At 47.0% G+C, this 22,500-nt stretch carries 20 protein-coding genes, 1 tRNA gene, 3 rRNA genes, 1 other RNA gene and 1 other annotated feature (2 of these 26 running past the window's edge); of the genes, 9 read left to right on the top strand and 16 right to left on the bottom strand.

Translation table 11 applies throughout. From position 1 onward, the window contains the following. From P3X63_RS00175 to tadA, 8 genes are all read right to left on the bottom strand, one after another. A 16S ribosomal RNA gene (locus tag P3X63_RS00175) occupies positions 1–1,168 on the bottom strand; it reaches 381 nt to the left of the window's first position. A gap of 226 nt (positions 1,169–1,394) precedes the next feature. Beyond that, on the bottom strand, positions 1,395–1,661 hold the full coding sequence (locus tag P3X63_RS00170; protein ID WP_277692200.1) for a pro-sigmaK processing inhibitor BofA family protein: 267 nt from the start codon (positions 1,659–1,661) through the stop codon (positions 1,395–1,397). Between the two features lie 64 nt (positions 1,662–1,725). Further along, positions 1,726–1,950, bottom strand: coding sequence for a YaaL family protein (locus P3X63_RS00165; protein WP_026586112.1), 225 nt, complete (start codon positions 1,948–1,950; stop codon positions 1,726–1,728). Between the two features lie 18 nt (positions 1,951–1,968). Next, a complete protein-coding gene (recR, locus tag P3X63_RS00160) occupies positions 1,969–2,565 on the bottom strand; it encodes a recombination protein RecR (RefSeq protein WP_026586111.1) in 597 nt (198 codons plus the stop codon). A gap of 13 nt (positions 2,566–2,578) precedes the next feature. Next, positions 2,579–2,902 (bottom strand): YbaB/EbfC family nucleoid-associated protein, encoded by a 324-nt coding sequence (locus P3X63_RS00155; protein ID WP_026586110.1) that lies wholly within the window; start codon positions 2,900–2,902, stop codon positions 2,579–2,581. 26 nt (positions 2,903–2,928) lie between these two features. After that, positions 2,929–4,632, bottom strand: coding sequence for a DNA polymerase III subunit gamma/tau (gene dnaX / locus P3X63_RS00150; RefSeq protein ID WP_277692194.1), 1,704 nt, complete (start codon positions 4,630–4,632; stop codon positions 2,929–2,931). Positions 4,633–4,761: 129 nt separating this feature from the next. After that, an RNA gene (gene ffs, locus P3X63_RS00145) (signal recognition particle sRNA large type) lies at positions 4,762–5,027 on the bottom strand. 83 nt (positions 5,028–5,110) lie between these two features. Continuing rightward, positions 5,111–5,596, bottom strand: coding sequence for a tRNA adenosine(34) deaminase TadA (tadA, locus tag P3X63_RS00140; RefSeq protein WP_026586108.1), 486 nt, complete (start codon positions 5,594–5,596; stop codon positions 5,111–5,113). 88 nt (positions 5,597–5,684) lie between these two features. On the opposite strand from tadA, the gene P3X63_RS00135 reads away from it, so the two are divergent. From P3X63_RS00135 to dck, 4 genes are all read left to right on the top strand, one after another. Continuing rightward, on the top strand, positions 5,685–6,233 hold the full coding sequence (locus P3X63_RS00135) for a cysteine hydrolase family protein (protein ID WP_277692192.1): 549 nt from the start codon (positions 5,685–5,687) through the stop codon (positions 6,231–6,233). 37 nt (positions 6,234–6,270) lie between these two features. Then, positions 6,271–7,590 carry a glycoside hydrolase family 18 protein gene (locus P3X63_RS00130; protein ID WP_277692189.1) on the top strand — a complete coding sequence of 440 codons (1,320 nt, stop codon included), beginning with the start codon at positions 6,271–6,273 and terminating at the stop codon, positions 7,588–7,590. A 96-nt stretch (positions 7,591–7,686) separates the two neighbouring features. After that, complete coding sequence (locus P3X63_RS00125) at positions 7,687–8,310, top strand: deoxynucleoside kinase (RefSeq protein ID WP_277692187.1); 624 nt, start codon at positions 7,687–7,689, stop codon at positions 8,308–8,310. Continuing rightward, entirely contained in the window at positions 8,307–8,948 is a 642-nt protein-coding gene (gene dck / locus P3X63_RS00120) for a deoxyadenosine/deoxycytidine kinase (RefSeq protein WP_277692184.1), read from the top strand. Before P3X63_RS00125 ends, dck begins: the two co-directional genes overlap by 4 nt. 131 nt (positions 8,949–9,079) lie before the next feature. On the opposite strand, the gene P3X63_RS00115 is transcribed toward dck, so the two are convergent. Next, positions 9,080–9,172: transfer RNA gene (locus P3X63_RS00115), tRNA-Ser, on the bottom strand. A 184-nt stretch (positions 9,173–9,356) separates the two neighbouring features. Between P3X63_RS00115 and P3X63_RS00110 the strand changes: the two genes are divergently transcribed. From P3X63_RS00110 to P3X63_RS00095, 4 genes are all read left to right on the top strand, one after another. Further along, the gene (locus P3X63_RS00110) at positions 9,357–9,509 is read left to right on the top strand and encodes a hypothetical protein (protein WP_277692183.1); all 153 of its coding nucleotides are present in this window, start codon (positions 9,357–9,359) and stop codon (positions 9,507–9,509) included. Between the two features lie 151 nt (positions 9,510–9,660). Then, positions 9,661–10,779 carry a CdaR family transcriptional regulator gene (locus P3X63_RS00105; protein ID WP_026586103.1) on the top strand — a complete coding sequence of 373 codons (1,119 nt, stop codon included), beginning with the start codon at positions 9,661–9,663 and terminating at the stop codon, positions 10,777–10,779. A gap of 91 nt (positions 10,780–10,870) precedes the next feature. Further along, positions 10,871–12,139: a GntP family permease gene (locus P3X63_RS00100; protein ID WP_277692180.1), complete on the top strand. Its 1,269-nt coding sequence runs from the start codon at positions 10,871–10,873 to the stop codon at positions 12,137–12,139. Between the two features lie 15 nt (positions 12,140–12,154). Then, positions 12,155–13,285: a glycerate kinase gene (locus P3X63_RS00095; protein ID WP_277692178.1), complete on the top strand. Its 1,131-nt coding sequence runs from the start codon at positions 12,155–12,157 to the stop codon at positions 13,283–13,285. Between the two features lie 29 nt (positions 13,286–13,314). On the opposite strand, the gene serS is transcribed toward P3X63_RS00095, so the two are convergent. The 5 genes from serS to guaB form a co-directional block, all read right to left on the bottom strand. Further along, positions 13,315–14,592: a serine--tRNA ligase gene (gene serS / locus P3X63_RS00090; protein WP_026586100.1), complete on the bottom strand. Its 1,278-nt coding sequence runs from the start codon at positions 14,590–14,592 to the stop codon at positions 13,315–13,317. A 56-nt stretch (positions 14,593–14,648) separates the two neighbouring features. Next, positions 14,649–14,872, bottom strand: a binding site (T-box leader). Between the two features lie 51 nt (positions 14,873–14,923). Then, entirely contained in the window at positions 14,924–15,514 is a 591-nt protein-coding gene (gene pdxT, locus P3X63_RS00085) for a pyridoxal 5'-phosphate synthase glutaminase subunit PdxT (RefSeq protein WP_026586099.1), read from the bottom strand. 21 nt (positions 15,515–15,535) lie between these two features. Continuing rightward, the gene (gene pdxS / locus P3X63_RS00080) at positions 15,536–16,420 is read right to left on the bottom strand and encodes a pyridoxal 5'-phosphate synthase lyase subunit PdxS (RefSeq protein WP_026586098.1); all 885 of its coding nucleotides are present in this window, start codon (positions 16,418–16,420) and stop codon (positions 15,536–15,538) included. 173 nt (positions 16,421–16,593) lie between these two features. Then, positions 16,594–17,889: a D-alanyl-D-alanine carboxypeptidase family protein gene (locus tag P3X63_RS00075; RefSeq protein ID WP_372708715.1), complete on the bottom strand. Its 1,296-nt coding sequence runs from the start codon at positions 17,887–17,889 to the stop codon at positions 16,594–16,596. A gap of 181 nt (positions 17,890–18,070) precedes the next feature. Next, positions 18,071–19,537: an IMP dehydrogenase gene (gene guaB, locus P3X63_RS00070; RefSeq protein WP_026586096.1), complete on the bottom strand. Its 1,467-nt coding sequence runs from the start codon at positions 19,535–19,537 to the stop codon at positions 18,071–18,073. Between the two features lie 120 nt (positions 19,538–19,657). Here guaB and P3X63_RS00065 point away from each other — a divergent pair, with 120 nt between their 5' ends. Next, positions 19,658–20,635, top strand: a complete 978-nt coding sequence (locus P3X63_RS00065) for a YaaC family protein (RefSeq protein ID WP_277692173.1) — start codon at positions 19,658–19,660, stop codon at positions 20,633–20,635. A 17-nt stretch (positions 20,636–20,652) separates the two neighbouring features. On the opposite strand, the gene rrf is transcribed toward P3X63_RS00065, so the two are convergent. Both rrf and P3X63_RS00055 read right to left on the bottom strand, forming a co-directional pair. Further along, positions 20,653–20,768: ribosomal RNA gene (rrf, locus tag P3X63_RS00060) — 5S ribosomal RNA — on the bottom strand. A gap of 55 nt (positions 20,769–20,823) precedes the next feature. Next, positions 20,824–22,500, bottom strand: a 23S ribosomal RNA gene (locus P3X63_RS00055); it runs 1,255 nt beyond the window's last position.

The raw sequence follows: 22,500 nt of genomic DNA, 5'->3' as shown, positions 1-22,500 counted from the left end.
GCAGTCACCTTAGAGTGCCCAACTGAATGCTGGCAACTAAGATCAAGGGTTGCGCTCGTTGCGGGACTTAACCCAACATCTCACGACACGAGCTGACGACAACCATGCACCACCTGTCACTCTGCCCCCGAAGGGGAAGCCCTATCTCTAGGGGTGTCAGAGGATGTCAAGACCTGGTAAGGTTCTTCGCGTTGCTTCGAATTAAACCACATGCTCCACCGCTTGTGCGGGCCCCCGTCAATTCCTTTGAGTTTCAGTCTTGCGACCGTACTCCCCAGGCGGAGTGCTTAATGCGTTTGCTGCAGCACTAAAGGGCGGAAACCCTCTAACACTTAGCACTCATCGTTTACGGCGTGGACTACCAGGGTATCTAATCCTGTTCGCTCCCCACGCTTTCGCGCCTCAGCGTCAGTTACAGACCAGAGAGTCGCCTTCGCCACTGGTGTTCCTCCACATCTCTACGCATTTCACCGCTACACGTGGAATTCCACTCTCCTCTTCTGCACTCAAGTTCCCCAGTTTCCAATGACCCTCCCCGGTTGAGCCGGGGGCTTTCACATCAGACTTAAGAAACCGCCTGCGCGCGCTTTACGCCCAATAATTCCGGACAACGCTTGCCACCTACGTATTACCGCGGCTGCTGGCACGTAGTTAGCCGTGGCTTTCTGGTTAGGTACCGTCAAGGTACCGCCCTGTTCGAACGGTACTTGTTCTTCCCTAACAACAGAGTTTTACGATCCGAAAACCTTCATCACTCACGCGGCGTTGCTCCGTCAGACTTTCGTCCATTGCGGAAGATTCCCTACTGCTGCCTCCCGTAGGAGTCTGGGCCGTGTCTCAGTCCCAGTGTGGCCGATCACCCTCTCAGGTCGGCTACGCATCGTCGCCTTGGTGAGCCGTTACCTCACCAACTAGCTAATGCGCCGCGGGTCCATCTGTAAGTGATAGCCGAAGCCATCTTTTATGATTGAACCATGCGGTTCAATCAAGCATCCGGTATTAGCCCCGGTTTCCCGGAGTTATCCCAGTCTTACAGGCAGGTTACCCACGTGTTACTCACCCGTCCGCCGCTAACCTCAGGGAGCAAGCTCCCATCGGTCCGCTCGACTTGCATGTATTAGGCACGCCGCCAGCGTTCGTCCTGAGCCAGGATCAAACTCTCCATGAAAAGTTTGATAATGACTACGCACACTCGCATGTGCGATTTATAAAAATGAATTAACAGGTACGTTTTGTCTTGTTTAGTTTTCAAAGAACTTCGTTGCCTCTCTCGAAGCGACTATAATATATTAACATCAATCTGATGTGTCGTCAATAACTTTTTTCAAAAAAATAATTCGTCATTAGCGACGAATATAAATTTAACACCTTTAAGAACAGATGTCAACAATAATTTAAACAGCGATAAATTGTTTAATTACGATGAGAGCCGCTACCCCCGGTACACCTAATAATCCGCTGACCCCCGTTGTCACAATATTAATCGGCACATGAATGCCAATGCTTTCTCCAAACAGATTTACACAAAACAACAACAGGGCGCCGATGATCAATCGAACGGCAATCGTCCCGATCCATTTTAAAGGTTTAAAGGCGGTCTTTGAAAAAAACAGCAGGGCAACCAAAGCCACAATTGCCCCGATAATGATAACAGATCCCATGAACTCTCTCACTCCTCACCTTTTCTAGTACAAGCATATGAAGAGATTCACGTAAATAGACCTGCTACTTCCATCCGCCGATTCTTAAGTTTCTTTTTTTGGCTTCCCGCAAATAAAAAAAGTACTTTGCTTCAGCTACTTTCAACTCGTAGAGGACTTCAGCGGAAGGCTCAAGGCTGTTTTCAATCAGCCGCTGTTGCCTGTTCCATTCTTCTTTTTGCTGCATCAGCTGTTCAACCAGCTTGTTATCAAATTCTTTTCTAAGCTTCTTTTTCCGAAGAAAACCCATGGTCTTGCAATCCTCCCTCTACATTTCACGTCTGCCTTCTAGCGCTTTAGAAAGAGTGACTTCATCTGCATATTCCAAATCGCCGCCGACCGGAAGTCCATGGGCAATGCGGGACAGCTTGATGCCAGATGGCTTTAAAAGCCTCGAAATGTACATGGCCGTTGCTTCTCCTTCTATATTTGGGTTTGTGGCGAGAATCACTTCAGTTACTTGATCATCCTGCAATCGCTTCAGCAATTCGGGAATTTTAATATCTTCCGGTCCAATGCCATCCATCGGAGAAATTGCACCATGCAGCACATGGTACAAGCCTTCGTATTCCTTCATTTTTTCCATGGCAATGACATCTTTTGGATCCTGAACAACACATATGACCGATTTGTCTCTTCTCGTATCTTCGCAAATATAGCAGGGATCTTGATCCGTTATGTGGCCGCAAATCGAACAATATGTCAAATTGCGCTTTGCGTTTACCAATGCCTTTGCAAAATCTAACACAACATCTTCTTTCATACTGAGAACAAAAAAAGCCAGACGGACCGCCGTTTTGGGTCCGATTCCTGGCAATTTCATAAAGCTGTCAATCAGCTTTGATATTGGTTCAGGATACTGCATTCTTATTTTCCTCCTAGAATAAACCCGGCATGTTCATCCCTTTTGTAAACTTACCCATTGTTTCATTTGTCACTTCGTCAACTTTTTTCAAAGCGTCGTTTGTCGCTGCAAGGACGAGATCTTGAAGCATTTCTACATCGTCAGGGTCGACGGCTTCTTCGTTAATGATTACATCGATGACTTCTTTTTGACCGTTCACTTTAACGGTGACCATTCCTCCGCCTGCTGTGCCTTCAAGCACCTTTTCAGCCAGTTCTTCCTGTGCCTTTTGCATATCCTTTTGCATTTTTTGCATTTGCTTCATCATTTTTTGCATATTTCCCATTCCACCGCGCATACTGATCATCCACTCTCTTTCATGTTTTATTCTTTAATTTCAATCAATTCCGCCCCAACGAGCTTTTTCGCTTCTGCTATGAGCGGATCTTCTTCTTTTGATTCATTCGCTTCTGTGTCTTCCTGCTGATGATCTTGCAAAAATTCTTTTCTTATTTTACCCCATTGGGCTTCAGGAACGCCAACTATATCTATTCTGTGGCCGAGCATTCCCTCCAATATGTGCTCGAGGTTTGTTCGGACTCCATTATTATCCTCGGCAACCATTTTGCAATGGATTTCATATTTAAACGAAAGAACAAATGCCTTGGAAGACGACGCCACCGGCTCGCTGTCATTTAAAAGAGCGGCGTGCGACACCTTATTTTGCTGTTTGAGCTGAGCAAGCAGCTCTCCCCAGAAGCCCTTTAATTTTTCGAGGTCCGCCCTTGTGGCGTCTTTTAAAATTTCATGGATGCGACCGACAGGCGCCTTATATCCGTTTTTCGCGCTTTTGTGAGGACGGGGCGCTTCCTTCGGCTGACTTGGAGCCGCGGAAACCTGTATCCCCGATGTTTTGAGCCTTTCAATTTCCTGTTCAAGAAGGCGGACCTTGTTGACGAGGTTTTCCACCTCCGGCTGCCCCGCTGAAGGCGCCTCCGCTTTTGCCGCTCCTTGGCAGAGCTTCACAACCGCAACCTCAAAAAAGATGCGCGGATGATTCGTCCATTTCATTTCCTGGTGACTTTTATTTAAAATATCAATCATTTCATAAAGAGCAGGCGCAGGAATTTGACGGGAGAGGCTTTGGAACTCTTCGTCAACTTTCACCTTTTCAAGCACGCCTTCTAAGTCGGGCGCGGTTTGATAGAGAAGCATATCCCGGAAATAGAAGATCATATCCTCGATCAGCTTTGCCGGGTCTTTCCCCTGTTGCAGCAGTTCGTTCAGTGTCTCTAACGCGCCGGAAACATTTTTTTCATAAAGCGAATTCGCCAGTTTTCCTATATAATGCTGAGACACGGCTCCCGTGATCAGCAAGGCATCATCGATCGTAAGCTCCTCGCCGCTGAAGGATATCGCTTGATCCAGAAGGCTTAAAGCATCCCTCATTCCTCCGTCTGCTGCTCCGGCAATGATTTCCAAGGTGCCTTCCTCCACCTTGAACTGCTCCGTTTCAACGATTTTGTTCATTCGTCCGACAATCGCCTGGGACGTGATTCTTTTAAAGTCAAAACGCTGACATCGAGAAATAATGGTTAAAGGGATTTTATGAGGCTCTGTCGTTGCGAGAATAAAAATACAATGCTCAGGCGGTTCTTCAAGTGTTTTAAGAAGTGCGTTAAATGCGCCAATAGAAAGCATATGTACTTCATCTATGATATATACTTTATACGTCACAGCGGACGGGGCAAATTTGACTTTATCGCGAATGTCGCGTATTTCATCCACACCGTTGTTGGATGCGGCATCGATTTCGATTACGTCTGAAATCGCACCGTTTGTAATGCCTTTGCACGCGGAACATTCGTTACACGGTTCACTGACTGGAGCATGCTCACAGTTGACCGCTTTGGCAAACAGTTTTGCAGCGCTTGTCTTTCCCGTTCCCCTCGGTCCGGAAAACAAGTAAGCGTGCGAAAATTTCTTTTGTAAAAGGGCATTTTGCAACGTTTTCGTGATGTGCTCCTGACCGACTACATCTTCAAATAACTGCGGCCTGAACACTCTGTATAAAGCCTGGTAACTCACAAATACGCCCTCCTCTTGATATCTTCAACTTTATTATACATGAAGCGGCTTTCAATTCCAAAAGCTCTTCTTAAGAAAAAAACTCATCTATCTTTAAATAGATGAGTCTTTAATTTGATGATTGATTTACCGTGCACCTTCTGTCGATTCGCTACCCTAAGCGTTACTTAAGCAGTTAGCTCAGCCCAGGCAACCCTGCGGCACATGGAAGGTTCCACTTAATGCTGCTTCCTTCCGGACCTGACATGGTTCATGGATTCCCATTGCGCAGGACCCAAGCGTCAACACCACTTGCTTAAGGCAGACCTTAAAGTAAACGAACCTCGAGAAAGGAGTTCGGCCTCGCTCGAGCGGATTGCGAGTACAGGGCACCGCTACCTCCCCGCTTAGCACGGCAAAATAAATATCAAATTATCATGCGTCTGCTTGTGACGCACTCATTAGTATAACTTGTTTCATCCTAAATTGCAAATATCCGTCATTGCGGTTTGTTTTGCTTTTCCGCTTTCTTTTTTGCGCGAAGACGCTGGAAAAAATCGCTGAGCAGCCGGCCGCATTCCTCTTCCATTACACCGCTGACCACTTCTGCCTGATGATTAAACCGCTCCTCCTCAAGAAGGTTCATTAAAGTACCTGCACAGCCGCCTTTTGGGTCGAATGCGCCGAATACTACTTTATCGATCCGGGAAAGCACAGCCGCTCCGGCACACATCGGACAGGGCTCAAGCGTCACGTAAAGCACCGCTCTTTCAAGCCGCCAGGTTCCCAGCTTCCTGCACGCTTCGTCAATGACAAGCATCTCCGCGTGTGCAAGCGACCTTTGTTCCGTCTCCCTTAAGTTATGGGCACGGGCAATGATTTCGCCATCCAGAACCAGCACGGCGCCGATCGGCACCTCTCCTTTTTCTTCAGCTTTTTTCGCTTCGCGGATCGCTTCCTTCATATAAAGCTCGTCTTGTGTCATCTGCATGCACTCTTTCAATGTTTTTTCCCCATCAAGAAAGGCTAACATATAGAAATGAAATATGAACCTGAAAGGAGACAAAGCGGCCTTGTCCACTTCAGATACCGCACTCATTATTGTAGACATCATCAATGATTTTCATTTCGATATGGGTCACACACTTTCCAAAAAAACGGAGGAGATAGCCGACAATATTCTGGCTCTAAAAAAACATGCCGAACATATCAATTGGCCTATCATCTACATTAATGACCATTTCGGAATTTGGCAAGCGGATATTGCTGCCATTATAAAGAAATGCAAGAATGGCAAAAGTGAAAACATCATTAAACAGCTCGCGCCCACAGAAAGGGACTATTTTTTAATCAAGCCGAAACACTCGGCCTTTTACGGAACCGCTCTTGAAACATTATTAAATGAACTTCATATCAATCATTTAATCATTACGGGAATCGCCGGCAATATTTGCGTACTTTTCACAGCAAATGACGCCTATATGCGTGAATATAAAATCACGATCCCTCGCGATTGCATTGCTTCAAATCATGAAAAAGATAACCGATATGCAGTGACGATGATGGAGAATGTCCTGTTTGCCAATATCACCACCGCCCAAAATCTCATGAGGAAAACTTAGAGCATGAAACACTTCCTTTCCTCATATATTGGTAGCAATGAGAAAGGAGGCGTTTTCCATTCAGATTTATGTCGTGCAAAGAGGCGATACCTTATATAGAATTGCGAACCGGTACAGGACGACGGTCAATGAAATTGTCGAAACAAATGAAATTCCCAATCCAAATCGGCTTGTGGTCGGACAAACCATCGTCATCCCGATTGCCGGCCAATTTTATGAAGTCAGACAAGGAGATACACTGGCATCGATTGCGGCGCGCTTTAATATCCCCCCTGCTGAACTGGCCAGAATCAACCGCATTCTGATCACCGCCGTTTTGCCTGTCGGAATACTGCTGTACATCCCTCCGCGGCCAAAGCGGAACATCGAATCAAACGCTTATATAGAGCCCCGCGGAGAAACGGTCAGCCCCGCTCTTCAGCAGGCGGCAAGAGAGGCGGTGCCATACCTGACATATCTCGGCGCTTTCAGCTTTCAGGCAAAACGGGACGGCACACTTGAAGAACCGCCGCTCAACGGTTTAAAAGAAATTGCCGACAGACAGCGGACGACCATGATGATGATTGTGACCAATCTTGAAAATGAAGCATTCAGCGCTGAGCTCGGCAGGATCATCTTGAGGGACGAGAATGTCAAAAACAGATTGCTGAATAACATTGTGGCCGCCGCCAGGAGATACGGTTTCAAAGACATTCATTTTGACTTTGAATACTTAAGGCCGGAGGATAGAGAAGCATATAATCAATTTCTTCGGGAAGCCCGGGATCGTTTCAGACGGGAAGGTTGGTTGATCTCAACCGCCCTCGCGCCGAAAACAAGAGCCGATCAGCCGGGACAATGGTATGAAGCCCACGACTACCGGGCGCACGGTCAAATTGTCGATTTTGTCGTGCTGATGACATATGAATGGGGGTACAGCGGAGGTCCGCCAATGGCGGTGTCGCCGATCGGGCCTGTACGGGATGTTATCGAGTACGCGCTCACAGAAATGCCCGCCAATAAAATTGGCATGGGACAAAACCTGTACGGCTATGATTGGACTCTTCCGTATACTCCCGGAGGGGAATTGGCCAGAGCCATCAGTCCGCAGCAGGCGATACAAATCGCAAGCGAAAATAATGCGGCCATATCGTTTGACGAAACAGCCCAGGCACCCTTTTTCCGCTATACAGACAAAGCGGGCAAGCGGCATGAAGTCTGGTTTGAAGATGCGAGATCCATCCAGGCGAAATTCGATTTGATCAAAGAATTAAACTTAAGAGGAATCAGCTATTGGAAGCTCGGCCTGTCATTCCCGCAGAACTGGCTTTTGCTTGGTGATCAATTTCACATTGTGAAAAGGACGTTCCCAAGTTAACGGAACGTTTTTTTCATGTCGAAAGAGGATGATGTGATACAATATGAATGGTTAAAATCAAAAGCAAACGACTTTTCTAAAAGTAGGAGGACATCTATGAATACAGCCCCTTTCATCGCTGTCGAAGGTCCCATCGGGGCGGGAAAAACAACATTGGCCTGCATGCTTTCAGAAACGCTCTCATTGTCACTAGTCAAAGAAATTGTCGAAGAGAACCCTTTTCTAGACAAATTTTACGAGGATAAAGATGAGTGGAGCTTTCAGCTGGAAATGTTTTTCCTCTGCAATCGCTATAAGCAGCTTGAAGATACCGAGAAAAAGTATTTACATAACAACAAGCCCGTCATCTCGGATTACCATATTTATAAAAACCTGATTTTTGCGGAGCGGACACTGGAAGGCCAAAAGCTGGAGAAATACAGAAAAATTTACGGGCTCTTGACAGAGGATTTGCCGAAACCGAACATGATCATCTATATCCGGGCAAGCCTTCCGACATTGTTAAAGCGGATCAAAAAGCGCGGACGGCCGTTTGAACAGCAAATGGACAAGCATTATTTGGAGCAGCTGATCAAGGATTATGACGCTGCGATCAGACACATCAAAGAAGCCGATCCATCGCTGCCCATTATCGAAATCAATGGAGATCAAGAAGATTTTGTTTTATCGGAAGCCGTTTTTAAGCGGATTGCCGATCAAGTAAAGGAGTATATTCGATGAGTGTACATCATATTCCAAGTGACGCCATTATTACTGTTGCAGGAACGGTAGGAGTCGGGAAATCGACTTTAACAAAAGAGCTGGCAAAAAGACTCGGATTTAAAACATCTCTTGAAGAAGTGGTAAACAACCCTTATTTGGAAGCTTTTTATCATGACTTTGAACGCTGGAGCTTTCATTTACAGATTTTCTTTTTGGCGGAACGCTTTAAAGAACAGAAATATATTTTTGAATCAGGCGGCGGCTTTGTCCAAGACCGTTCGATTTATGAAGACACAGGGATTTTCGCCAAGATGCACGCCGATAAAGGAACAATGTCAAAAGTCGACTATAAGACCTATACAAGCCTGTTCGAGGCGATGGTCATGACACCGTACTTCCCCCGCCCTGACGTCTTAGTATATTTGGAGGGCGATTTGGAATCAATTCTCGACCGCATCCAAAAACGCGGACGGGAGATGGAACTGCAGACTGACCGATCTTACTGGGAGGAAATGTACACAAGGTACGAAAACTGGATCAGCGGCTTTAATGCCTGCCCTGTCGTAAGGGTCAATATCGACGACTACGATCTGTTCAACAATTCCGCCTCACTAGACCCGATCATTGAAAAAATAAGCGAAGCCATTCAAAGATAGACATCAAAAAAAGAGCGGTTTTTTTCCGCTCTTTTCCTGAAAAATATACAAAAAAACCGCCGCCCTATCCAGGCAGCGGCAACACAATCTCCAATTTATGCTTAGTCAATCACTAAAATGCAAATCAATAATGGCGGAGGAAGAGGGATTCGAACCCCCGCGGGCTTTGACACCCCTGTCGGTTTTCAAGACCGATCCCTTCAGCCAGACTTGGGTATTCCTCCGTATCGACAAGAATTAATATAACATGTCCTATCTTTTTAAGTCAAGGGATTTTTTAATAAAAAATTTATTTTATTGTTCACCCTTCTCATTATATGCAAAAATGATGATAAACGCAAAGGGCGATGGCATTGTGGAAACATTTTATAAGTCGTTTGCCTCAAGCTTACACGCTGAACAGACCTATTGAAACAGAAAACAGAAGAACTCCTCGGCGTCTCTTTCCTTGATGAACTGGTCAGCCTCTTAAAAATGACAGATGGCATCAATGATACATTCGGGGATCATCTCCCAGAGTGGGGTATCTACCGTTTGATTATTTTATTTATAGCAGGTTGAGGCAATGGCGATTTATTTGCTTATTCTATTTTAAACGGCTCCATATCATATAGACGACAGCCGAAATATCGGTCTTAAAGCCATTCATAAAAGGCTGGATCGGCGGAACAATCACCATTTAAAAAACGATCTTAGGCGGGAGCATGATGAAATGAATTACCTATCAAAAGAATTGGCGGCGGAAATTGTCGACAGAACCATGTCGATTATTCGGCACAACATTAATATGATGGATGAAAACGGGGTTATCATCGCTTCAGGAGACCGCTCGAGAATCGGTGATGAACACGCTGGAGCGAAGGATGCACTTGCAGCTGAAAAGGTTATCAGCATTACGCCTGAAGAATGCTCGGCTTTAACGGGCACAAAACCCGGCGTTAACCTTCCCATCGTATTTCATGATGAAATAATCGGCGTTATTGGAATCACGGGGCCGCCTGCTGAAGTCAGCCGTTATGGGGAACTTGTTAAAATGGCGGCGGAGCTTACTGTCGAACAGGCATTTTTAACAAAACAGCTGACATGGGATCAAAGGCTTCGCGAAGAAACGGTCATCCAAATGATTCAGGGGGCTGATCTAGCATCCCTTGACTTCCTTGAACGAGCGGAGCGATTGAACATACCGCTAGACGGCCAGCGTACTTGTCTTGTGTTTGAACTGCCATCAGCTGATATGAAACCGGCATTTATTAAAAAACTTGAAAAGCATTTAACCGCGAAAGATTTGTACGCCAATATTTCTTTAAAAGAGATCGCAGTTATTCTGGCAAGCGTCCCCACTAAAAGCAGGTCAGAGCTCTTTTCATCTTGGAACAGCTGGCTGAGCCAATGGAAAACGATCAGAGGCGCGCTTGGCGAGCAGGCGGATCAGCTTCAGCAGCTGCCATTTTCCTATCAAAGTGCAAAACAAACGCTCAAGATTGCTAAAAACAGTTGTCGTTTATTCGATTATCGAGAGTTTGCGATTCCTGTTTTATTATCAAAGATAGAGCATCCTGATCAGGAGATTCATTTTCGAAACATCTGGGATCACCTTTCCCAAGCAGATCAAAAAGGCGAATTAATCCATACCCTCCTCTGCTACATAGAAGAAAACGGCGAAATTGGGGAAACTTCATCAAGACTCTTTATTCACCGCAACACATTAAACTACCGGTTGAGAAAGGTTGAAATAGCGACAGGGTGCAATCCAAAACGGTTTGACGACCTATTCAAACTGTATACAGCCATTACGCTTTTTTCACCCTTTTGTGCAAATGAACAATTTTAATATAGGATAAAAGAACGAAATCCGTATACCTGACCAATTCTCCCTTATCCAGAAAGCGTTTACAATTGGACGTAAGGGAGGGTGTATGCACATGGATATTCAAATCAATGCAATAGGCGCCTTATGCGCATTAGCCATATCAATCTTTCTCATTCTGAAAAAAGTCCCGCCGGCTTACGGCATGATGATCGGCGCATTGACCGGAGGCTTAATCGGCGGCGCAGATTTAATAGAGACGACGGATTTGATGATAGCAGGTGCTAAAAACATGATTCCTGCGGTGCTCCGCATCTTGGCGGCAGGCGTGCTCGCCGGCGTTCTGATTCAATCCGGCTCCGCAGCAGTGATTGCGGAAACCATTGTCAATAAGATCGGAGAAAAAAGGGCGCTGCTTGCCTTAACATTGGCAACGGCCATCTTAACAATGGTCGGCGTATTTGTTGATGTCGCTGTCATCACAGTCGCTCCGATTGCCCTGGCGATCGCGAGACGGACCTTTATTAGCAAAGCGGCCATTCTGTTGGCAATGATCGGCGGGGGGAAAGCGGGCAATATCATGTCGCCAAACCCTAATGCCATTGCCGCTTCAGATGCCTTTCACGTCCCTTTGACATCCGTGATGGCCGCAGGGATCATTCCCGCTGTTTTCGGATTGTGCGCCACTTACTTGCTGGCAAAACGCCTTTCAAATAAAGGAACAAAAGTGGCTGCAAATGAGATTGAAACCCAAACGGCTCAACACCTGCCGGCATTTTGGGCGGCGCTCAGCGGTCCGGTGGTGTCCATCCTGTTGCTCGCCTTAAGGCCTGCGGCAGGAATTACGATTGATCCGATTATCGCTCTGCCGGCGGGAGGCCTCGTCACTGCGATCGCATCGGGACAAGCGGGCAAACTGAAGGATTTTGCCGCTTCAGGACTGTCGAAAATGTCAGGCGTTGCCGTGATGCTGATCGGGACTGGAACCCTTGCAGGAATCATTGCCAACTCCAAACTCAATTCTTTCATTACCGACACCCTTGTCGGCTTGGGTCTGCCGTCGTTTCTCTTAGCTCCGATTTCAGGCATGCTGATGTCCATGGCGACAGCTTCCACAACAGCAGGTACCGCAGTTGCCAGCAGTGTATTCGGTCCGACTCTGCTTGACCTTGGCGTCGCCAGCCTCGCAGGGGCGGCGATGATACACGCCGGAGCTACCGTACTTGATCACATGCCCCACGGAAGTTTCTTTCATGCGACAGGCGGCAGTGTATTCATGGCGATGAAAGAACGGCTCAAACTGATTCCGTACGAATCCCTCATCGGCTTGATTTTAACGATCATCTCAACCTTGATTTTTGGCATTTTTCAATTCTTTATTTAAAAAGGAGCAGAAGCTATGAAAATCGTGATTGCACCTGATTCATTCAAGGAAAGCATGACATCGCCGGAAGCGGCCGCCAGCATTGAAAAAGGCTTTAAAGCTGTGCTCCCAGATGCCGAATATATTAAAATTCCGGTTGCCGACGGCGGAGAAGGGACCGTTCAGGCTCTGGTTGACGCAACGGGCGGGGAATTGATGTACAAACAGGTGACAGGACCTCTCGGGACACCGGTGAAAGCGGCATACGGGCTTCTCGGAGACGGAAAAACGGCCGTCATTGAAATGGCGGAAGCATCTGGCCTTCACCTCATTCCCCCAGCACAGCGCAACCCGCTCCAGACGACAACAAGAGGAACCGGAGAATTAATCATGGATGCCGTGGAAAAAGGGGCGGCCAAAATCATCATCGGTTTAGGCGGAAGTGCCACAAACGACGGCGGAGCCGGGATGGCCAGCGCACTCGGCGTCAAATTTCTGGACTCGAATGGAAAGGAAATCCGAGATGGAGGCGGAGCGCTTTCTGACATTGCCCGCATTGATGTGAGCGGTCTTGATCCGAAATTAAAACAAATCAAATTTGAAGCGGCTTGTGATGTCGATAATCCGCTGACAGGGCCGCGCGGGGCATCCGCCGTCTTCGGTCCGCAAAAGGGAGCGACTGGTGAAATGGTTGCTCTTTTGGACCAGCATTTGAAACACTATGCTGCAATGATCCGAGACGAATTACATCTCGAAGCTGATACACTCCCGGGCGCCGGCGCGGCAGGCGGTCTCGGGGCAGGCTTGTACGCCTTTTTACAAGCTGAATTAAAAAGCGGTGTTGACATTGTCTTGGACACCTTATCTTTTTCAGAACGGATCAAAGGAGCAGACCTTATCATTACAGGCGAAGGAAAAATAGACGGTCAAACCATCTATGGGAAAACACCCGCAGGAATCGCAAAAAGGGCTGTCGCCGCAGGCATCCCCGTCATCGCTTTCGCCGGTTCGCTGGGCGACGGCTGTGAACTCGTTTATGAAAAAGGAATATCAGCTCTTTTCTCGATTGTGCCGGGGATCCAATCCCTTGAGGACTCCCTGGCCAACGGAAGCCTATATTTGGAGCGCTGCGCGCGGAATATCGCTGCGGTATGGTCGCTTAAATAAAAAAGGTGCGTACTTGACGCACCTTTTTCCTATGCTTTAATCACTTCTCTGTTTCCCATATATGGACGCAGCACTTTAGGAATGACGACACTTCCGTCTTCCTGCTGATAATTCTCCAATAATGCGGCGACCGTTCTGCCGACCGCCAGGCCTGAGCCGTTCAGTGTATGGACATGCTCCGGCTTGCCTTTTGCTTCCCTTCTGAATCTGATATTCGCCCGTCTGGCCTGGAAAGCTTCAAAGTTACTGCAAGATGAAATTTCACGATAAGTGTTTTGGCTTGGAATCCATACTTCGATATCGTATTTTTTCGCAGCGGTAAACCCTAGATCGCCCGTACACATGCTCATCACACGATAAGGAAGCTCAAGCAGCTGAAGAACTTTCTCCGCTTGATTTGTCAGCTTTTCAAGCTCTTCATATGAATCCTCAGGCTTCACAAATTTCACCAGTTCAACCTTGTTAAATTGGTGCTGGCGAATCAAACCGCGCGTATCACGGCCGGCTGAGCCTGCTTCTGAACGGAAGCACGCACTGAACGCCGCATAATTGACTGGCAGCTCGTCAGCTGACAAAATTTCATCGCGATGCAGGTTCGTAATCGGCACTTCCGCCGTCGGAATTAAGAAATAATCTTCTTCTCTGATTTTAAAGGCATCTTCCTCAAATTTCGGCAGCTGTCCGGTGCCTGTCATGCTTGCACGGTTCACCATGTACGGCGGGATGACTTCCGTATAGCCGTACTCGTCTACGTGGAGATCAAGCATAAAGTTATACAATGCACGTTCAAGTCTGGCGCCGAGCCCTTTATAGAAAACGAAACGGCTTCCCGTTACCTTGCCGGCCCGCTCAAAATCGAGAATATCCAATTGATCGGCAATATCCCAATGAGGCTTCGCTTCAAACGAAAATTCGGGAAGTTCGCCCCATTTGCGAACTTCCACGTTGTCGTCTTCAGTCTCACCGACCGGAACAGACTCGTGAGGGATGTTCGGAATAGACAGCATGATCTTATCAAGGGAAGACTCGACCGTTCTCAGCTCTTCATCTAGTTTTTTAATGTCTTCACCGACTTCGCGCATTTCTTTAATGAGGTGGTCAGCATCTTTTTTCTCACGCTTTAATGCGGCAACCTGCTGAGATACCTCATTACGCTTTCCTTTCAGCTCTTCCACTTTGACAATCAATTCTCTTCTCTTTGCATCCAATTCCTCAAATTGATCAAAATCTGATAAATCTTCTCCCCTGTGGGCAAGCTTTTGTTTGATTTCCTCAAGATTTGCCCGCAGCAGTTTCACATCAAGCATCTGCCTCGCTCCTTTTTACTGATTTGACCGAAAAAAAGAGCCCTTGTCCCCTAAATATAAGGGACGAGAGCTCTCGCGTTGCCACCCTGATTGAAAACAGGACAGTGCCGTTCCTGTTTTCCGCTTCCTTTTGATAACGGTCTCCCGTAAATGCCTACTTTTAAGTTTGTTCAGCATTTCGCTCAAGGATGGATTCGGACAGCATCTTTCACCGATTCGCACCAACCATCGGCTCTCTTGGAAAGAGCGGCTTCCTACTGCTTCCTGTCAACGCTTTTCGATCTATTTTGTCTTATAAATGTACTACAAGTTTTCACAGCTTTCAACCGTTTTATACGACGGCTTCCTGTCTGTGTTTTTCCGCCATCTCAATGAACAGCTTTGTCATTCTGTGGTCATCCGTCAGCTCCGGATGGAACGAACAGCCGAGGAGATGTCCCTGTTTGGCTGCGACAATTCTTCCGTCATGCTCTGAAAGCACTTCGACATCAGCGCCGGCTTCCAAAATGTGCGGGGCGCGGATAAATACGCCTGTGAACGGTTCTTCCAGTCCTTTAACGGTTAAATCCGCCTCAAAGCTGTCGACTTGCCTTCCAAAGGAATTCCGCTCTACCGTTACATCCAGAATCCCGAGGTGAGCATCATCAGATCCGGCGATTTTTTTTGCTAGGATAATCAGGCCCGCACAAGTTCCAAACATCGGCTTTCCGGATGCGGCGAACTCCTGAAGAGGCTGCATGAACTGATACGTATCGATGAGGCGCCTCATCGTCGTGCTTTCGCCGCCAGGCAAAATCAAACCGTCGATTTCCTTGAGTTCTTCCGGCCATTTAATGACTTTTCCGGCCGCTCCGCATGCTTCAATTGAGCGAATATGTTCCCTTACTGCTCCCTGAAGTCCAAGTACACCAATTGTCAGCATGTCAATCCGTCTCCTTCATACTTACCAGCCGCGCTCTTGCATACGCTGTTCTGGCAGCAGATTTGAGATTTCGATACCTTTCATAGCCGTTCCAAGCTCTTTTGAAAGCTCGGCAATCAGCTTGTAATCTGTATAATGCGTCGTCGCTTCAACGATCGCTTTCGCAAATTTAGCAGGATTGTCAGATTTGAAAATACCTGATCCTACGAATACGCCATCTGCGCCGAGTTCCATCATTAACGCGGCATCAGCCGGTGTTGCCACACCGCCGGCAGCGAAGTTGACAACCGGAAGACGTCCTTCCGCTTTAATTTGCTTCAACAGCTCATAAGGAGCGCCGAGATTTTTCGCTTCTGTCATCAGCTCATCATCACTCATGCCAACGACTTTGCGCACTTGCGCGTTCACTTTTCTCATATGGCGGACGGCTTCAACGATGTTGCCTGTTCCAGGCTCACCTTTTGTCCGCAGCATGGAAGCTCCTTCTGCGATCCGGCGCGTCGCTTCTCCCAGGTCACGGCAGCCGCACACGAAAGGAACAGTGTATTCATTTTTATTTAAATGAAATTCCTCATCCGCAGGAGTCAAAACTTCACTTTCATCAATATAGTCAACGCCAAGAGCTTCGAGAACACGCGCTTCAACGATATGTCCGATACGGGCTTTCGCCATGACCGGAATTGAAACGGCGTTCATGACTTCTTCGACAATTGTCGGGTCAGCCATACGGGCAACACCGCCGGCCGCACGAATATCAGCCGGAACGCGTTCCAGCGCCATAACGGCGACAGCTCCTGCTTCTTCTGCGATTTTTGCTTGTTCGGCATTGACAACGTCCATAATGACGCCGCCTTTCTGCATTTCTGCCATACCGCGTTTTACACGATCAGTACCTGTTTGAGCCATTTCAAGGATCCTCCTAATCAATGATAGAATGTTCAGATTTAATCTTATTGTATCCTATAATTCCACAAAATCATATGGAAAAACACGAAGATTATTTCTATTTTAAACACAAATCGTTAGGGTTGTACATATGATATGACAATAAAGAGCCCTAATTATAGAGCTCTTTACCATTAAAACCAGCCGGTTACCATTTCAACGATATTGTTCCAAATACCGGCGAAAAATCCGCCGATGCTCCGCATCGTTAAAATAAACCAGTTTGCTTTCTCATCGTCTTCTTTTGTCACTAAATGAACGCCTGATACATCGCTGCCGATAAAGCCGTAATCCTTTTCTTCTCCCTTATAAACTGCCGTTAAGGTTCCGACTTTTTCGCCTTTTTTCACAGGCGCGGTCAGTTCGTCTTTGTTCAGCGTGACTTTTGCCTTATAATTCTTTTCTTCACCGTTTTTCACAGGCATTGAAAAGGCTTTTTCAGTGACGATGCCGACTTCTGTTTCCTTACCTTTGTCGACTTTGATCGTTTCATTGCCTTTCACCTGTTCGCCTTTTCCGTAAAACTCTTTCATTGTGAAATGTTTAAAGGCATAATCCAACATTTTTTTCGTTTCTTTAAAACGGCCGGTATGTAGGTCGCCTTTTGCATTGAGAACGACGGAAATCACGCGCATACCATTTCTTTTGGCCGTCGCAGTGAAGCATGAACCGGCAGAATCTGTTGATCCGGTTTTCAGCCCGTCAACACCATCATATTCCGCAACAAGGCCTTTGAGCATGAAGTTCCAGTTCGGCATGTCCATTTCATCGTCTGTGCCTTCTCTGAACTTCGTCTTTGCAATGCTCGCCGTGTCGAGGATTTCAGGATAGTCATTCACTAAATGATCGGCAAGAAGCGCCATGTCTCTTGCTGATAATTCATTTTCTTCATCAGGGCTCGTTCCTTTCGGATGTTTGCCGTGAAGATCTTTGTTTTCCAAGCCTGTAGCATTTACGAATTTGTAGTTTTTCATGCCCAGTTCTTTCGCTTTTTTGTTCATAAGCTCTACAAAGTTGGATTCAGAGCCGGCAATGATTTCTGCAAGTGCGATAGCCGCTCCGTTGGCGGAATAGATCGCTGTCGCCTGATAAAGCTCTTTTACCGTATATGAGCCGTCTTTGCGAAGAGGGACATTTGATAATGAACGATCCTGGGAAATTTCATACACATAATCATCTGGTGTATACTTTTGATCCCATTTTACTTTGCCGTCGTGGATCGCTTCCAAAAGAAGATACTCCGTCATCATTTTGGCCATGCTGGCAACGGGAAGACGCTGATCCGCGTTTTTACTGTACAAAATTTTACCTGAAGACGCTTCTATCAATATTGCTGCTTTTGCATCTACGTTGATTGGATCATTTGCAGCTTTTGCTTTTGACATTGGAGAAAATGCCCCCACAGCCACCGCAAAAGCAACGACAAACATGATCAGCTGCTTAAATCTCTTGGTTTTCAAATCTTGATACCTCCGCTTTTCATCAGACTAAAATCTATATCAAAGCCTTAAAGCATTTTTTAAACACAACATTATAAATTTTATCATAATAAAGCAAAAAAAAATAGACAGAGTATGCCTCTGTCTACAGTTTAATATTTGTCATATTTGATTAGGAAATGGTATAGTTAGGCGATTCTTTGGTAATTTGCACATCGTGAGGATGGCTTTCCCGCAGTCCCGCACCTGTCATGCGGATGAATTGCGCATCTTCTCTCAGCGCGTTCAAATCTTTTGTTCCGCAGTAGCCCATACCGGATTTGAGGCCGCCGACAAGCTGATAAACCGTATCAGCTACAGGGCCTTTGTAAGGAGTCCGGCCCTCAATGCCTTCAGGGACAAACTTCTTATTTTCTTCTTGGAAGTAGCGGTCTTTGCTTCCCTTTTCCATCGCGGCGACAGAACCCATGCCGCGGTATACTTTAAAGCGTCGGCCTTGGAAAATTTCCGTCTCGCCCGGGCTTTCAGATGTACCGGCAAGGAGGCTTCCAAGCATAACCGCATGTCCTCCGGCAGCCAGAGCCTTCACAATATCTCCGGAATACTTGATACCGCCGTCTGCAATAATGGCCGCACCGTGTTTTCTCGCTTCAGTCGCACAGTCATAAACCGCAGTCACCTGCGGAACACCGACACCAGCCACAACACGGGTTGTACAAATAGATCCCGGTCCGATACCGACTTTGACAACATTTGCGCCGGCTTCAATCAGCGCTTTTGTGCCTTCGGCAGTTGCGACGTTTCCGGCAATGATGTTCAATTCCGGATAAGTGTCACGGATTTTTCTGACTGTATCAAGAACACCTTGGGAATGCCCGTGCGCCGTATCGACGACAATGACATCGACATTGGCTTCAACAAGCTTTCTGACACGCGTCATCGTATCGCCGGTCACTCCGACAGCGGCGCCTACAAGCAGACGTCCGTGAACATCCTTTGCTGAATTCGGGAACTCAATCACTTTTTCGATATCTTTGATTGTGATAAGTCCTTTTAAAACACCTTGATCATCTAAAAGAGGGAGTTTTTCGATTTTATATTTCTGAAGAATTTTTTCAGCTTCATCCAATGTAGTGCCGACAGGAGCTGTGACAAGCTCTTCTTTTGTCATCACATCGCTGATTTTCATAGAGTAGTCAGAAATAAATCGGAGATCGCGGTTTGTAATAATTCCAACGAGTTTTTGATCTTCGGTGTTGTCAACGATCGGTACACCGGAAATTCTGTATTTGCCCATTAAGTGCTCTGCATCAAAAACCTGGTGTTCAGGTGTCAGGAAAAATGGATTCGTAATAACGCCGCGCTCTGAACGTTTTACTTTGTCAACCTGTTCTGCCTGCTGTTCAATTGACATGTTTTTATGGATGATGCCCATTCCGCCCTGTCTTGCCATCGCGATGGCCATTTGAGCTTCTGTGACAGTATCCATACCTGCACTGATAATTGGAACATTCAGCTTAAGTGATGAAGTAAGCTCAACCGATAAATCGACGTCGCGCGGAAGAACTTCCGATTTCGCCGGAACAAGCAGTACATCATCAAATGTTAAGCCTTCTTTTGAAAATTTGCTTTCCCACATAGTAAATCCCCCTCTTTTCGGCAAAATATTATATGTAGATTATCAATATGAAAACCGACTGTCAAGAAAGCGGAAAACAGTTGTAATTTTTAGAAAATAACCATGAGGGGAGCGGAGTTCATGCAAAATAAAGGATGGAAGGAATTAGAGCTGTTTTACTCCATCGAAACCTCCCAAAACTTTCTTGAGCTGGTATATAAAAATCAAGAAATGGAGGATCCTAAACGAAATTCGTATAAAAATGGAGAGCGGTTTATTTTTTTTCTTAAACATGCGGAAGCCTTTTATAAGCAAGCTGAGATTGCATCGCTGGAAATTAAGCCGATCCTATTGTTTTACGGAATGGCTCAGTTGCTGAAAGCCTGCCTGTTAACGACAGATCCTTCATATCCAAGCCATACTTCAGTGCTTGCCCATGGTGTCACCACCAGAAAACGAAAAAAACAAAATTACCGTTTTTATGAGGATGAAGTGAAAATCCAACGAAATGGCCTATGCATGCATGTCATCAAATCTCTTTTTCAGTTGGAAGGCTTGGAAGATGAACGTTTTAGCATGAAACAGCTCTTGGCGAAAATTCCGGAAATCAATAAAGTTCTCTTATTTCAAAGAAAAGAAAATCCCTTGATGAAAGCGGTGGTTCAAGGAGACCGCATCTGGCTGCCGGAAGGTATCGCCAATGCTTACAACATGTCAGCGGAACGGTTTATCGAACATGTCGAATATCATTTGAACTGGACTTTTCAGCAAAAAAACAAGGGCTGTTTAGGTTTTTCTTCGGAGCAAAAAGAAGTGCATCCAAGCACTTCGACCAGCCTGCTGTTCGATTTAGAAAGCGAAACCTATTTCTTCCCGGCCGAACGCGACCGCTTTTTAAAGCTTCCGGAAATATTGATTCACTATTTGATCGCTTACAATCTCAGCATGATTGCCAGATATGAAACGGAGTGGTGGTATGACCTTCTCCTTCAATGTGCAAGCGACGACTATGTCATCATTCAGCAGTTTTTACATATAGCTGAAACGAAATTTCCCTTTTATATCGCTCAGCTCCTTTTGCAAAAAAGACACCATAACAAAAAAGACCAGCTTATTTAAAGCTGGTCTTTTACATTGCTTGGCGGCGTCCTACTCTCACAGGGGGAAGCCCCCAACTACCATCGGCGCTGAAGAGCTTAACTTCCGTGTTCGGCATGGGAACGGGTGTGACCTCTTCGCTATCGCCACCAAACCTTATTTGAGAGGTGTTCTCTCAAAACTAGATAACGGTGTCGTAAGACATTCATTTGGTTAAGCCCTCGATCGATTAGTATCTGTCAGCTCCATGTGTCGCCACACTTCCACCTCAGACCTATCAACCTGATCATCTTTCAGGGATCTTACTTCCTTAACGGAATGGGAAATCTCATCTTGAGGGGGGCTTCATGCTTAGATGCTTTCAGCACTTATCCCGTCCGCACATAGCTACCCAGCGATGCCCTTGGCAGAACAACTGGTACACCAGCGGTGCGTCCATCCCGGTCCTCTCGTACTAAGGACAGCTCCTCTCAAATTTCCTGCGCCCGCGACGGATAGGGACCGAACTGTCTCACGACGTTCTGAACCCAGCTCGCGTACCGCTTTAATGGGCGAACAGCCCAACCCTTGGGACCGACTACAGCCCCAGGATGCGATGAGCCGACATCGAGGTGCCAAACCTCCCCGTCGATGTGGACTCTTGGGGGAGATAAGCCTGTTATCCCCGGGGTAGCTTTTATCCGTTGAGCGATGGCCCTTCCATGCGGAACCACCGGATCACTAAGCCCGACTTTCGTCCCTGCTCGACTTGTAGGTCTCGCAGTCAAGCTCCCTTGTGCCTTTACACTCTGCGAATGATTTCCAACCATTCTGAGGGAACCTTTGGGCGCCTCCGTTACCTTTTAGGAGGCGACCGCCCCAGTCAAACTGCCCACCTGACACTGTCTCCCTGCCCGATAAGGGCAGCGGGTTAGAAGGTCAATACAGCCAGGGTAGTATCCCACCGATGCCTCCACCGAAGCTGGCGCTCCGGTTTCCAAGGCTCCTACCTATCCTGTACAAGCTGTACCAACATTCAATATCAGGCTGCAGTAAAGCTCCACGGGGTCTTTCCGTCCTGTCGCGGGTAACCTGCATCTTCACAGGTACTATAATTTCACCGAGTCTCTCGTTGAGACAGTGCCCAGATCGTTGCGCCTTTCGTGCGGGTCGGAACTTACCCGACAAGGAATTTCGCTACCTTAGGACCGTTATAGTTACGGCCGCCGTTTACTGGGGCTTCAATTCGCACCTTCGCATACGCTAAGCGCTCCTCTTAACCTTCCAGCACCGGGCAGGCGTCAGCCCCTATACTTCGCCTTACGGCTTCGCAGAGACCTGTGTTTTTGCTAAACAGTCGCCTGGGCCTATTCACTGCGGCTCTCTCGGGCTTGCACCCTAACAGAGCACCCCTTCTCCCGAAGTTACGGGGTCATTTTGCCGAGTTCCTTAACGAGAGTTCTCTCGATCACCTTAGGATTCTCTCCTCGCCTACCTGTGTCGGTTTGCGGTACGGGCACCTCTCACCTCGCTAGAGGCTTTTCTTGGCAGTGTGGAATCAGGAACTTCGCTACTATATTTCACTCGCCATCACAGCTCAGCCTTGATGGGAAACGGATTTGCCTATTTCCCAGCCTAACTGCTTGGACGCGGATATCCAATACCGCGCTTACCCTATCCTCCTGCGTCCCCCCATTGCTCAAATGGTGAGGAGGTGGTACAGGAATATCAACCTGTTATCCATCGCCTACGCCTTTCGGCCTCGGCTTAGGTCCCGACTAACCCTGAGCGGACGAGCCTTCCTCAGGAAACCTTAGGCATTCGGTGGAGGGGATTCTCACCCCTCTTTCGCTACTCATACCGGCATTCTCACTTCTAAGCGCTCCACGAGTCCTTCCGGTCTCGCT

Origin of the sequence: Bacillus sp. HSf4 (assembly GCF_029537375.1) — a bacterium.
Taxonomy (GTDB): domain Bacteria; phylum Bacillota; class Bacilli; order Bacillales; family Bacillaceae; genus Bacillus; species Bacillus sonorensis_A.
The sequence above is the reverse complement of the archived record's forward strand: the minus strand, read 5'-3'. Positions and strand labels throughout refer to the sequence as shown.